Here is a 13300-nt window from a genome sequence, read left to right as displayed (position 1 = left end):
CCAGTAGAGGTTGAGCGAGTGGCCTTGGCTCGCCCGGACTTGGAATCGGTCCCTGGTGGTGGCACCGCTGCGGTGATGCGGCAACTGGTGGAGTGGGCTCGTGGCCGGGCTTGACCTCGACGGCATCCGGCGGGTCGTGGAGAGCATCCTGGACGACCAAATCCTTGTTACCCGGGACCCAGCAGGCCGGAGCGACGATGTTCTGGACGACCGCACCGGGGCCCTCCGGCCCTCTACCTCGGTCACCGTGTGGTCCGGCCGTGGGGCCGTCACAGCGGGATCCCCGGCTGTCTCCGATCCGATCGATGGCGCCCACATTGCCGTCCGGCCGATTACGACCACCTACCAGGCGCTGATCCCTGTCGACGCGCCGGCTCTCCACCGGGACGATCAGCTGGTGATCACCGGTTCTCTACGGTCGGCAGGGCCTCGCGATCCGCTCCTGCTCGGACGCACCTTCCGGGTCGCGGGCACAGCGGTGAGTAGCTTCGCGATCGTCCGAATCGTCAGACTCCAGGAGACGTGATGGCCGAGAACGATCACCCCAATGCGCACCCCGATGCCGCCGCATTCCGGGACCCCGTTCAACTGGCCGCAGCACTCGCTCGATTGGGCCCGGCGGTCAGAGCGCGTACGCGGGCCATCACGCGTCACCATGCGATGTTGCTGCGCGCCCGGATCCAGCAGCACGCCTCCGGCAGGCCCGGCCCCAACGTCATCACCGGCCAGTACAGAGCGTCGTGGGACGTGACGATGTCCATCTCCGGTGGCTCCGTCGCCGGCACCGTTTCCAGCGGAGCCCCTCAACAGGCGCGACTTGAATACGGATTCGTTGGCGTGGACGCCCTCGGTCGGCACTACCGCCAGCCGCCGTACCCGCATATCGAGCCTGCCTGGCGCGAGACGCACCCCGGGTACATCGAGGCACTGGCCAAGGGAGTGCTCCCATGACGCTTCCGCGGCTTCCCCTCACCCGCGCGGTGGCCGCCTTGGTCGGAGAAGCAACGGGTCGTCCCTGCGGGATGGGTGTACTGCCGCGGGACTCGTCGGGCCAGCCGGCCCAACCGCCGTACGCCGTCCTCGACAGTCTCACCGGGTCCTTCTCGGGGCCCTCCCTCTCGGACTGGGCGGCTGATGCGTCATGGCTCTACCAGGTCACTTCGGTGGGCCAGCGTGTCGATCAGGCCCTGTGGCTCGCGGACCGCGTCCGCGAGGCGCTGTTCGGCCGGTCGCACACGGGCTGGGCCAACAGCCTGAGCGTGCCCGGCATGAAGGTGATCGACCGCGAGTTGAGCACTGAAGGAAGTCAAGTTGACGGTACGGCGGGGGATATCGTTACCTACATACAGCGGTTCACCCTGACGGTGACCCCGGTCTGAGCACCCTCACCGCGGAGGCCCACGCGGACGCCCGGCTCCTGTGCCCGGCGCAGCCCCTTACCTAATAGGGGCAGGGCCCTTGCGCGTCGGCCGCTGCCCCGGATGTGGGAGCAGCCTCGTGGCCCAGCAGCAACGGTTCATGCGCCGTGGCATCACGAAGATTCTCTGGCTCAAGGCCATCGCCGCACCGAGCCATGTCCCTACCCGCGCGGAGCTCACTGCGCCCAACGCATTCGATCTGACCGACACCGTTGCAGATGTCGATGGATGGTCGCTGACCAATGACTCGATCGAGACGCCGGACATGGCCTCCACGTTCTCGTCGTCAATTCCAGGAATCGACAAGGCTGACAAGTCGGCCATCACTTTCTACGAGGACGAGCAGTCCGAGACCGTAGAGGGTCTGCTCTCCAAAGGCGCCTTCGGCTATGTGGTGTTCCTGCGCAAGGGCGACAACCCGGGCTCGAAGTCCATGGACGTATTCCCTGCCCAGGTGGCGAGCCGGACGGCGCTGTACAACGCGGGAAACGAAGCCGCCAAGTTCAAGGTCGACATGACCGTCATCTCCCCGCCTGCCCTCGATGCGCCGGTGCCGGCGCGGGCCGGGAGCGGCACCTGATGTCCGTCTCCAAGAAGACGGCGAAGCCGTCACCGCCCGCCGCGGTCGTCGACAGCGACGCACACTGGTCAGCCACCATGGCGAAGCTGCGGGCCCGAACACTCCCCGAGCGAACCGTGCGGATCTGCGACGACCAGGGCGCGCGCTCCGGATACGAGCGCGCCCGCGACGAAGCACGCCGTGCGCGACAGCTGGCCGACAGCAGCCCGGGGATTGCAGAACTTGGGGAGGCCGCTGCCCAGGCCGAAGAGGACCTGGAGTCCGCCCGCGCCGAATTCCACGGGCGCTCCGTTGTCCTGACCTTCCGAGCCCTGCCCCGGCCCGTGATGGAAGAGCTGATCAGCGCCCATCCTCCGACGGAGGCGCAGGACGGCGCCGCCTTCAACCCGGTCACCTTCCCCGCCGCCCTGATCAGCGCCTCATCCGCCGACGGCATGAGCGAGGACGACGCCCGAGAACTGCTGGAGCTGTGGACAGCGGCGGACGCCAACGCCCTGTGGGACGCGGCCTGGACCGTGCAACAGGACGGACGGATCGACCTGGGAAAAGACTGAGCGCTGACCAGCAGCTGCGCAACGAGCTCGACCTGTGCGCGACATGGGGCATCCCTCACTCCCAATTCCTCGGCGGAGACGGGCGATGGACTGAGCTGGACCGCGCGAAAGCCCTGGAGTGGCAGCAATGGCAGCGCACCCTGTGCTCGGACTGCCGTACGCGCGCCTCGGACTGGGACCCGGCCCAGGGCGGCCACCGCCACGCCTACATAGCCGACACGATCCGGTGCCCCGGATGCGAGGTGATCGCCCAGGAGCAGAGCCGCGTTCCCGACGGCAGCGCCGGCTACGGAGTGAAGATCACCCTCCTGCCGAGGGACGCCTACCTCACCCTGCACCAGGACGACGGGTGAAGCACCCATGACCACCTACAGCCTGCTCGTACAACTACGTGCTGAAGCCGGGTCCCTCATCAACGGCTTCTCCGCCGCGTCGAATGCTGCACGCTCCCTGGCGCAGCACGTGCAGCAGGCCGACCGCGGGCTGGCCGACCTGCGTTCCGCAGCGTCCCGCGCGGCCGGTCAACTGGACTCCGTTGCCGCTCGGGCAGCCCAGGCCGCCGCACGGCTCGACGCGCTCGCATCCCGTTCCTCCGCCGTCCGTGGCCAGTTGGGCCGGGTAGGCGACGACGGCGCACGCTCGCTCGGCGTGTTCGGACGGGCGCTGGAGACCGCGAAACGGCACGGTGCCTCCCTGGCCCTCCTGCTCTCCGGCGGCGCCCTCGCCCAGGGACTCCACGGCGTCGTCGAAGAAGGCAACGCCTACCAGCGGGAGATGGCGATCTTCCAGTCGGTCACCGGGGCCAGTGCTGCACAGATGCAGCGGGCCGCCTGGATGGCGAACCGGCTCGGCGCGGACCTGAACCTGCCGGGCACGTCCGCGACCGACGCTGCCACGGCCATGGTCGAGCTGGCCAAGGCCGGTTTTCGAACGGACCAGTCGATCGAGGCTGTCCGGGCCGCACTGGAGCTTTCTTCAGCCGCCGGAGTCAACGCTGCCGAGTCCGCCAAGTATTTGGGGGACATCATGGACCAATTTGGCCTGGGTGCCGATCAGGCATCCCGGGCCGCCGACACGCTGGCTGCCACAGCAAACAACGCCAGCGGCGGAATCACGGACATTTACTATGCCATGAAGTATGCCGGTCCGGTGGCGGCTGGACTAGGCATCAGCATGGAGGACGCTGCCTCCGCCGTCGGCATGCTCGGCAAGGCGGGAATCCTCGGGTCGACCGCCGGGACCAGCCTGCGCGGCATGTTGGCCAACTTGGCAGCACCCACAGCTCAGATGCGAGATGGACTCGCGACCCTCGGCATCGAAGCCTGGAACGCTGAAGGGAAATTCCTCGGCCTGCGAACAGTCATCGAGGGCCTCTCCAAGGCGCAGCACAAACTGAGTCCTCAGGCATTCACCGAAGCCGTCAAGATGGCCTTCGGCAAGCCCGCCATGAGCGGTGCCATCGCCATGGCCCACCAAGGAGTCCAGTCCTTCGACGCCCTGTCCACAGCAGTACGGGAAAACGGTGCCGCAGCCGAGATCACCGCCGCACGCGGCAAGGGCCTGGCTGGCGCGATGGTGCAGCTCAAGACCCAGGCACGGCAGACGGGACTTGAGCTCTACCAGGGCATGGCTCCTGGGCTTGAGTATGTGACCAGGCTGGCCACCCGCGGCCTGTCCTCCATCACGCCCCACCTCACATCAGCGCTCGCCTACGGGCGCAACGTCGCCACACTCTTCGGCCCCGAGCTGAAGGCCAAAACCCGTCTGGGACTCGGCGATCTCGCCAAGGACGCCGAACGTCTGGTCAAGCCGCTCAAGGACATGGGCGAACGCACTGCGGCGTCAGGACTCAACCTCTTGCTCAACGCGGCACGGACGCTGGACACCGTCCTGCGCAACGCCGCGCGCGGAGCCGGAGCCGTGCTCAAGGAACTTGGCGCCCTCGGCAGCAACTCCGGTGGCGCCGCAACCTCCCTGAACATCCTGGTGACCGTTGCCAACCTGGCGCTCTCCGCAGTCGGTGGTCTATCAGCCGTCCTGGTCCCTGCCGGTCGAGCCGTCGGTGCACTCGTCCGTGCCTTCGCGTCACTGCCCGGACCGGTCCAAGCAGCCGTCGCTGCCATGCTCCTCACTCGGCGGGTCGGTCCAGCCCTGTCCAATCTTGCGTCCACCGTCAGCGGGCATGTTGCCGGTTCCTGGCGGTCGTTGAACCAGCAGATGCAAGTTCAGCAATCACTGGCCGCCGCCTCCGGGGCTTCCATCAGCCGAATGGGAGCCGCTTTCGCCGTCCTGCAAGCCCGTATCCCGATCGTCGGTCAGATGTCTGCCGCGTTCCGTAGCACCCAGGGCGCCGCCTCATCCTTCACCGGAACCCTCTCCGGAATGGCACGTGCGGCCGGCGTCGGGCTGGGCGGAGCGATGAAGGGCTTGGTTGGCGCCCTGGGCGGCCCCTGGGGGGCCGCCCTGTCGGTGGCCACCCTCGGCCTGGGCATGCTCGCAACCCGCCAGCAGCAAGCGGCACAAGCCGCCGCGGAGCATCAACAGCGCATCTCCTCCCTGACCTCAGCCTTGCGGGAGTCGGGTGGGGCGACAACCGATGCCGTACGCGCGGCCGCAGCCCAAACACTCATCGACACCCGGGTCCGCGATGGCAAGAAGAAGCTGGTCGATCTCGTGGAAGCTGCTGGCGTTCCGATGCGGCAGCTCACAGATGCCTATCTTGACCAAGGCAATGCACTGGAGAGACTCCAACAGGGCCTGGACAGGACCGCAGAATCCAATCGTGTCATGGTCGGCGGAGGAATGGCATACAACGACGTCGGCCTGAAAGCGAAGATGGCCGCCGATGCTATCGGCGAAGTCAAAGGCGAAATGGCGGAGTCCATCCGCAACGCCAAACGCCTCGCCGATGCCAGCGCCGGCACAGGAAGCGGAGCCAGCGCCTACGACCGTCTGAAGACAGCGGTCGGTGCCCTGGCGGACAAGACAGCCGATGCTGACCAGCGGACCCGAGCCCTCAAAGGCGCCCTGGACATCCTCTCTGGCGGGCAGATGTCACTCCAGGCGGCAGAGGCACGCGTGAACGCGGCGGTCCTCGACGTCAACGAAGGACTGAAGACCGGCGTCAACAGAGCTGAAGGATACGGCTCAGCCCTGCTGAACAGCAGCGGTGCGCTCAACACCACCACACGCAACGGCCAGGCGTTGTAAACCCAGTTGACGGCACTCAGTGATGCAGCAGCCCAAGCATCGGTCTCCGCCTACTCGCTGGCGCAACAGAACAACAAGCCATTGCCGGAGGCCCTCGGCGCGGCGAGCCGAGAAATGGAGAAGGCACGAGACGCGGCCGTCAGTGCGGCACAAGGGTACGGACTGACCAAGAAACAAGCCGAAGGAGTCGCGGACAGCCTCGGGCTGATGCCGACCAAGGTTTCCCTGCTACTGGAGACCAAGGGGATGGACAGCACCTTGGCCGACCTCCTGGCGGTGAGCGCGGAGTTCGACCGGCTCAAGGGCGCACGTACCATCCGGGTCGACTCGCTGACCGAGAAGGCCCAGAAGGACCTCAAGAGCCTCGGCTTCACGGTGGAGACGCTCCCGGGCACCCGGCAGATCCGGATCACCGCACCGACTCGTGGCGCCCAGAGCGCCCTGCAACGGCTGATCGAACAGCTCGGGGCGGTGCCCAGCGGGAAGAACGTCAAAGTCAGCGCCCAGACCCAGGCGACGATCGCCAGCCTCCAGGAGGTCCAGGCCGAACTCCAGAGCACCCCGGGGGCCAAGACCGTCCATGTGTCGGCACCGACAGAGGCTGCGCGCTCCGCCCTGGAGCAGCTCGGGTTCACCATCAGCGCGGTACCCGGCTCGAAAGACGTCACGGTCACCGTGCCCACCGGCGGGCCCACGGCCGCCGTCAGCACCATCCAGTCCGCGATCAACAGCCTGTACGGCAAAGACATCACCGTCGGTGTCCACTACAGCTACGACGGCCTCAACTCGGATGGATCCGCACACATCGCCGGCATGGGCCACTGGGTCGACGGCGGCGTCGTCGACTACTACGCCCAAGGCGGTATCCGGAACGCGAGCGGCACGCCCCGCGAAGACCACGTAGCGCAGATCGCTCCCGCCGGCGACATCCGCGTATGGGCGGAGCGAGAGAGCGGGGGCGAGAGCTACATCCCTCTGGCCCCCAGCAAACGAGCCCGGTCGAAACTGATCGCCGAGGAGACCGTCCGCCGCCTCGGCGGCCGGAGGATCGAGTGGTTCGCCGACGGCGGCCTGTCGAACTGGAGCTACAGCCCGCCCACCCTCTACACGCTGTCCGGCCTCGCCGGCGAAGCCAAGGACAGCAAGGGCAACTTCGACCTCGACCAGTTCATGAAGAAGCTGAGAGCGGCGTCGAGGGCCTCGATCCAGTGGCACAAGGACTTGACGACGGTGGCCCGCCGCGCCGGCCAAGACGTGGCCGACGCCCTGGCCGACATGGGCGAAGACGGCATCAAGCTCACCCGCCGGATGGCCTCCGGGTCGACGAAGTACGTGCGCAGCATGAGCAGAGAGCTGGAGAAGCTGGCGGCGTCGGCGCGCGCCACCCTGGGCGACTTCACCAGCCAGCTCACGAAGGCCACGCGCAACCAGAGCACCTTCGAGCGCAACCTCACCCGGCTGGCCGCCATGGGATACGGCGACCTCGCGGCCATGCTCGCGGCACAGGGCGGCAAGGACGCCGAGGCCCTGGCCGCCGAGGCCGTGAAGAACAAGAAGAAGGCCCAGCAGGCCAACGACGCGGCCAAGGCATCGAAGAAGACTCTCCCCGGCGACGCCCTGACCGACCTGCTGACCATCATCGCCGCGATCAAGGACACCGCGGCCGGCATCCACAAGGTGTCGGAGAAGACCGGACTCGAGGAAGACCGGATCATCGAGGTCGCCGGCCTCGGCCGCAGCAGGATCACGGGCCTCGGCCGCACGGCCGACCCGTTCCTCGCCGACCTGTCCCGGGCCCAGCGCGGCCTGTCCTACGAGAACGGCGGGATCTGGAAGCCCGGCATCTACCCGCCCACCCGCGGCGGCCTGATCCGCTTCGCCGAGCCGAGCACACAGGGCGAGGCGTTCATCCCCCTCGCGTCCGCGCGGCGAGCGCGGGCGACGTCCGTGCTCGCCGACGTCGCGACCCGATTCGGCCTCCAGGTCGCTCCCGCCGGCTCCGCCATGCCGGTCCGGACGGTGGCCGCCCGCCCCGACGGGCCGGTCAAGGTCGTCGTCATCCGGGAGCCGTCGCCGCTGATCGGCACCATGCCCGTCACCGTCACCGACAGCTCCGCCACCCCCGAGCAGATCGGAGCCGAGGTCATGCGCCGGCTACGCAACGCCCGCCGCGGCGGGAGACCGTGATGCGGGAGCTCCAGGACTGGCAGCTGGAGGTCGGGGACGTACTCATGGGCGCGGACACCGACATCCTGGTGTCCAACATCGACGGCATCGGATCGCCGGAGATGCGCACGCAGGACGTAGAGGACCCTGCCGGCGACGGCGCCTTCCCCGGGACCGACCGGTACGGGCCGCGAACCCTCCGCATCGAGGCCGGCATCCGCACCCCCGGACGCCCCGCGGCCGCACTGGACCTCCTGGCCCAACTGGAACAAGCCGTGGACACCCCGGCCGTACGCACCACACCCGGCGAGACCGCAGTGCTGCGCATCCGCTGGCCGGGCCGGGAAACCCGCCGCTTGTACGGACGGCTGCGCCGTGTGGAAGCCACCAGCACCTCCCACGTCCTGAGCGGCTGGATCCCCCTGGACATCCAGTTCGTCGCGCTCGACCCCACATTCCACGACGACACCACCCGCAGCATCACGCTGCCGTTGGACATCTCCGGCGACAAGGGCGGCTTCCGCGCTCCCCTCGTGGCACCCATGACGACGGGCATCGCCACCCCAGCCGACCGACCCGGCTGGGCAACGAACGACGGAAACCGGCCCGCCTGTCCGGCGCTCCGCATCACCGGCCCCGTCTCCAACCCCAAGATCACCATTGGTGATACCGGCCGCACCCTCACCCTGTCCACCAGCCTGGGGCCCACCGAGACCCTGGACATCTCCACGCGCCCGGGCACGCGCTGGGTACTGCGCAACGGGGCCGGCAACGCAGCCCCCGACCTCCACAGCTCCTCCCGACTCGACCTGTTCAGCCTGCCGCCGGGCCGGTCCGAGATCCGGTGGACCGCCTCCGACTACACCAACACCAGCCGCCTCCAGGTGACATGGCAGTCAGCCTGGGCGGCCCTGTAAAGGACGTGCACCCGTGACGTTGATCCAGCCACCGATGATGGTCCACGGCGGCACCCATCCAGCCCGGGCCATGCGCATGATGATCCGGGACCTCGCACGCGGCAACGCAGGGATCACAGAAGGAAACGACCTCAAGGTCACCCAACTGGCCACCCCCGGGGCAGGGGTACGGATCGGCGACGGCTCCGCCGTCATCCGGGGCGCAGCACCATGGCAGGGGGCATACACCCAGTACAACGTCGGCGACGCCACCGTGCCGATCGCTCCGACCGGCGCCACAGCCCGCTCGGATTTGGTCGTCCTCCGCGTCGAAGACCCCGAGTACGAAGGCACACTGGACCCCGCCACACAGGACATCGGCTACTTCCACGTGGTGCCCAACTGCTCGTCGACGACGCGCGACGTACCGCCAGGGATGACCGCCATCCCCCTCGCGCGGCTGGACATCCCGGCCCAGACAGCCGTCATCACCACAGCGATGATCCGCGACCTGCGCCGGATCGCCAACCCACGCCGCACACGCATGCTGTACACCGCGTTCCCGGGGTCGCTATCGCGACTGACCACGAAGGACTCGAAATGGCGCCCGTGGCCGGAGGCGGCCAACTGGCGAATCGAGGTCCCGGCATGGGCCACCGAAATGAAGGCCGTATCCACCGTCGCCGGCCTACGCATGGACACCGGTGACGTCTTCGGGTCCATGCAGCACTTCTTCGGCGACATGGTGGCAGGCCAGGACACCGACATCGACGACGACCAAGGACGGAACGTGCGGCGCAGCACCGTCGTCCTCGCCGACAGCCTCACCGTGCCACCCCTCATGCGCGGCACCACCCAGCCCCTGCGCATCATGACGCTCCTCTCCCGGAGCGAATCCGGCAACCTCGGCGTAGACGGCAGCACCAGCCTCATCTGCGACGTGGAATTCACCGAGGGGCCCGTCTGATGCCCGCCTACCGCTACATCACCCAGCACGCACTGACCGGCGACATCCTCACCTGGGACCTGCCCCTGTCCGAGGTCGAGTTCGGCCCGGAACTCAACGGACCCGGCTCGCTGAAGGCGACGCTCAAGCCCCGGTTCCGCCACCTGCTGCGCACCCACGTAGACCCCGGCACCACCCTCATCTACGTGGAGCGCGACGGCACCCTGCTGTGGGGCGGCATCATCTGGCGCGCCGAACCGTCCGGCGCCGAATACCCCATCGAAGCCTCCGGGTTCACCTCCTACCTGTCCCGCCGGCACGACGTGGACGGCAACCTCGGCGGCCGCGGCCCCTGGGTGCGCGCCGACCCCTGCCAACTGATCCGCGACACCTGGGCGTACGCACAGTCCCTCCCGGACACCGGCCTCGGCGTCACCGTCGACTCCGCCACCAGCAAGGCGACGATCGGCACCCCCGCCGAGCCGTACCGGACCGACTGGTGGGAAGCACCCACGCTCCGCAGCGCCATCGACGACGCCACCGCCGTGGACGGCGCACCCGAGTGGACCGAGACCGTCTCCTGGTCCAGTGGGCTACCCGCACGACGGATCCGCCTCGGGATCCCCTGCCTCGGGACACGACGCCACGACATCAGCTTCACCTCGGGCGTCAACGTCGCCTCCACCGTGCCCGTGGTCTACGACGCCGACGAGTACGCCCAGGTCGTCATCGGGCTCGGCGCGGGGGAGGGGAGGAGCCGGCGCCGCACCGTCGACGCCACCCGCGACGGCCGCCTCCGACTGGAGCACGTCCTGGAAGCCCACGCCGAGAGAGCCGTTGACCGCCTGGCCGCGCGCACGCGCGCCGAGCGGATCGCTCGGCAGATCATGGGAGAGGTCCACGAGCTCAGCGTCATCGATCACCCCAGCGCCCGGCTCGGGTCCTACCAGATCGGCGACGACGTCCAGGTGCGCCTGCACGACGAATGGACCGAGGTCGACAGCTGGTGCCGCATCACCGCCATCAAGTTCACCCCGCCGCAGGGCGAGAACCCCGAACGCGCCACCCTCACCCTGGCACGCCCTGACGCGTTCACCCACGGAGCGTGACGACCTGTGCCCAACCCCCTCGACCACCTGGCCGCCCGCATCGTCGCCCTGGAGCAGCGCCTCACCGCCCTCTCCAGGGCCAGCAGGCTCTCGTACTCCTCCATCGAGGACGGAGCCGTCGAGGTCTACGACGGGCACGGCTCGCTGCGCGCCGTGATCGGCCAGCAAACCGACGGTTCCTCCGCCGTCAACATCGTCAATGGGCGGGCTCCCGACCGTCCCTCTGCCCCGCAGGTCGAACCGGCTCTGGGCTCCATCGTCGTGACCTGGGACGGCACCTGGAACGGCGGAAGCATCCTGCGGCTGGACTTCGCACGCACCGAGGTACACGTCTCGCCCGTCGCCGGCTTCGAGCCCTCCCCCGCCACCTTGTTCAGCACGATCGAGTCACCACGTGGAGGCACCGTCTCCATCCCCTGCGACCGGCAGATGTGGGTACGCCTCATCGCACGCAACACCTCCGGGGCGGCCTCGACTCCCTCGGAGACCGCGTCGGCGGTCCCAGCGCCGCTGGCCGACAAGCTCCCCGCCGGATCGATCACCTCCACGCATATCAAGGCCGGAAGTATCGGCGCTGACCAGCTCGCACTCGGCACGACCGGCAACCTCCTCCCCGACCCGTCCTTCGAGACGGGATACGTGCGACGGCTGCTCGCTGACGCCGGCAGCACCGCCATCGTGGTGGAGCCCGGCGGCAACGCCTCGGCGAACTGCCTGCGCATCACCGCGGGGTCCGTCAACGGGATCAGCTTCGATGCCTTTCCCTGCACCCCAGGAGACCGATTCTGGCTCGCTGCCGACTACCGGTGCTCCCCGGACTGGACAGGCAACAGCCCCGCGATTTCCCTACGGTGGTACGACGCGAACGGAAACCGCCTCGGAGACGGACAGGTCTCCACCGCCTCAGCACTCAAAGACGGCCTGTGGCACCGCATCTCCAACACGGTTCAGGCGCCGTCGGGATGCGCGAGAGCCTCCGTCCGGATCGAGGCAACGGGCAGCTCCGGCACCGCTTGGATCGACAATGCCGAGTGCCGGGTCGTCCTGTCCTCGGCCACAGGAGGCGCCCGCGGAGAGGTCAGCCCCGACGGCGTCCGACTCTACGGTGCAGACGGGGAAGTTGCCGTGTCCTTGACCACCGGAACCCCGAACTTCCTGACCCTGTCCACAGACGGCGTCGCAGTAGCCAGTATTTCCCAGGAAGGGGCGGCAGGCTTCCAGAACCTGAGTGTGGCGGACGGACTCATCTGGCGCGGCGACACCCTGGAGACGCACATCGCGTGGCTGCCACAAGGACTGGTCGCCATCAACCACCAGACCAGCTCAATCGCCGGAGGCAACAGCGAGGTGGGGTACGTCGAGCTGGCCTTCACCGCCGATCCGACCCGCATGTACCGCGTCGTCCTCGACGCCCACGCCATACCCTCAGCAGCCGGAGGAGAGATCCAGCTACGCATCCGCGATAGCGGCGAAGACGCCCCGGACATCAGATCGCCCCAGATTCAGAGCGCCGTCTACCCTCTGATCCAGTCGGCATGGCAGCGTGTTCGCCTGGAGTACGTCAGCAATTTCTCAGAGGGCACCCATCGCCTTCTGAGTACGTTCCTGACGAAGAACACGCCAAGCGGCGCGACAGCCAGTCTGGTTGGAGGCCCCGCCTACCCGGCAGCGATGTACGTCGAGGACGTAGGACCACTCACACCCGATACGGGGCAATTCAACACAGGGGGAGGTGGCACACAGAAACCTCCGCCGCGCCGGTACGTGAAGACGTACTCCTGCACCTGGTCCGGCTCCTACAGCAACCGCGGTGCGTACAACGGGTACTTCGGTAACAAATGTCTACAGGGGTACTACAGCTCTGCGAATGGAATTCAATCATCCCTGATCGGTTTCCCGGCAGGGGTCGCCTCAGATGTATCCGGCGCAAAGATCATCTCCGTGGAGGTGTATCTGTACTTTGACCACTGGTTCAATAACTCTGGAGGACGCGCCGTCATCAAGCCGCATGGGCACGGGTCCAGGCCCGGCGTATTCTCCGCCGATAGCTCCTCGATGGCTGTTGACTGGGCGCGTAATCAAGGGAAATGGGTCAATGTCACTCAGATCTTCGATCCGAGTCGGTTTCGCGGGATCGCGCTCGACCCCAACAGCACCTCACCCACGTACTATGGCGTTGCGCATGGTGTCGGCCAAGACAATGCCCCTCAACTCCGCGTCAGCTATCTGAAGTAGGACTGGGAGGGCGCTCACGAAACGGCCTGACGCGCAACGGTGCCGCCCCTCAAAAGGCCGTTGCCCACTGCGCTGAAGATGGTCTCCCGCTCTGCCAGTCCAGAGGCTGCGGGTGCGGCGATGGGCCGCACAGGAAGCTGTGCGGCCCATCGCTGTTTGTGCCGTGATGGGCTGGGAGGAGCTAGC

At 67.8% G+C, this 13300-nt stretch carries 11 protein-coding genes; all 11 read left to right on the top strand.

Going from position 1 to position 13300, the window contains the following annotated elements:
- Positions 1-100: 100 nt before the first annotated feature.
- The 11 genes from AB8735_RS13090 (at position 101) to AB8735_RS13040 (ending at position 13114) form a co-directional block, all read left to right on the top strand.
- Complete coding sequence (locus AB8735_RS13090) at positions 101-526, top strand: DUF6093 family protein (RefSeq protein WP_372407409.1); 426 nt, start codon at positions 101-103, stop codon at positions 524-526.
- A complete protein-coding gene (locus AB8735_RS13085; RefSeq protein ID WP_372407408.1) occupies positions 526-951 on the top strand; it encodes a hypothetical protein in 426 nt (141 codons plus the stop codon). The genes AB8735_RS13090 and AB8735_RS13085 overlap by 1 nt, the downstream gene beginning before the upstream one ends.
- Entirely contained in the window at positions 948-1379 is a 432-nt protein-coding gene (locus AB8735_RS13080) for a hypothetical protein (protein ID WP_372407407.1), read from the top strand. Before AB8735_RS13085 ends, AB8735_RS13080 begins: the two co-directional genes overlap by 4 nt.
- 118 nt (positions 1380-1497) lie before the next feature.
- Positions 1498-1998: a hypothetical protein gene (locus AB8735_RS13075; RefSeq protein WP_372407406.1), complete on the top strand. Its 501-nt coding sequence runs from the start codon at positions 1498-1500 to the stop codon at positions 1996-1998.
- A complete protein-coding gene (locus AB8735_RS13070; protein WP_372407405.1) occupies positions 1998-2552 on the top strand; it encodes a hypothetical protein in 555 nt (184 codons plus the stop codon). The genes AB8735_RS13075 and AB8735_RS13070 overlap by 1 nt, the downstream gene beginning before the upstream one ends.
- A 360-nt stretch (positions 2553-2912) precedes the next feature.
- Positions 2913-5762 carry a phage tail tape measure protein gene (locus AB8735_RS13065; protein WP_372407404.1) on the top strand — a complete coding sequence of 950 codons (2850 nt, stop codon included), beginning with the start codon at positions 2913-2915 and terminating at the stop codon, positions 5760-5762.
- Between the two features lie 207 nt (positions 5763-5969).
- Positions 5970-7949 carry a hypothetical protein gene (locus tag AB8735_RS13060; RefSeq protein ID WP_372407402.1) on the top strand — a complete coding sequence of 660 codons (1980 nt, stop codon included), beginning with the start codon at positions 5970-5972 and terminating at the stop codon, positions 7947-7949.
- Positions 7949-8845 carry a hypothetical protein gene (locus AB8735_RS13055; protein ID WP_372407401.1) on the top strand — a complete coding sequence of 299 codons (897 nt, stop codon included), beginning with the start codon at positions 7949-7951 and terminating at the stop codon, positions 8843-8845. The genes AB8735_RS13060 and AB8735_RS13055 overlap by 1 nt, the downstream gene beginning before the upstream one ends.
- 13 nt (positions 8846-8858) lie before the next feature.
- Entirely contained in the window at positions 8859-9791 is a 933-nt protein-coding gene (locus AB8735_RS13050) for a hypothetical protein (RefSeq protein ID WP_372407399.1), read from the top strand.
- Positions 9791-10879: a hypothetical protein gene (locus AB8735_RS13045; RefSeq protein ID WP_372407397.1), complete on the top strand. Its 1089-nt coding sequence runs from the start codon at positions 9791-9793 to the stop codon at positions 10877-10879. The genes AB8735_RS13050 and AB8735_RS13045 overlap by 1 nt, the downstream gene beginning before the upstream one ends.
- A gap of 6 nt (positions 10880-10885) precedes the next feature.
- Positions 10886-13114 (top strand): hypothetical protein, encoded by a 2229-nt coding sequence (locus AB8735_RS13040; RefSeq protein ID WP_372407395.1) that lies wholly within the window; start codon positions 10886-10888, stop codon positions 13112-13114.
- Positions 13115-13300 lie beyond the last annotated feature (186 nt).

The sequence above is a fragment of the Streptomyces luteireticuli genome (assembly GCF_041519305.1).
Lineage (GTDB): Bacteria > Actinomycetota > Actinomycetes > Streptomycetales > Streptomycetaceae > Streptomyces > Streptomyces luteireticuli.
The sequence above is the reverse complement of the archived record's forward strand: the minus strand, read 5'-3'. Positions and strand labels throughout refer to the sequence as shown.

Bases quoted from the DNA above. Each gene is read 5' to 3' on its own strand.
- AB8735_RS13085 (WP_372407408.1), top strand. From the start codon at position 526: ATGGCCGAGAACGATCACCCCAATGCGCACCCCGATGCCGCCGCATTC.
- AB8735_RS13080 (WP_372407407.1), top strand. From the start codon at position 948: ATGACGCTTCCGCGGCTTCCCCTCACCCGCGCGGTGGCCGCCTTGGTC.
- AB8735_RS13070 (WP_372407405.1), top strand. From the start codon at position 1,998: ATGTCCGTCTCCAAGAAGACGGCGAAGCCGTCACCGCCCGCCGCGGTC.
- AB8735_RS13065 (WP_372407404.1), top strand. From the start codon at position 2,913: ATGACCACCTACAGCCTGCTCGTACAACTACGTGCTGAAGCCGGGTCC.
- AB8735_RS13060 (WP_372407402.1), top strand. From the start codon at position 5,970: ATGCCGACCAAGGTTTCCCTGCTACTGGAGACCAAGGGGATGGACAGC.
- AB8735_RS13055 (WP_372407401.1), top strand. From the start codon at position 7,949: ATGCGGGAGCTCCAGGACTGGCAGCTGGAGGTCGGGGACGTACTCATG.
- AB8735_RS13045 (WP_372407397.1), top strand. From the start codon at position 9,791: ATGCCCGCCTACCGCTACATCACCCAGCACGCACTGACCGGCGACATC.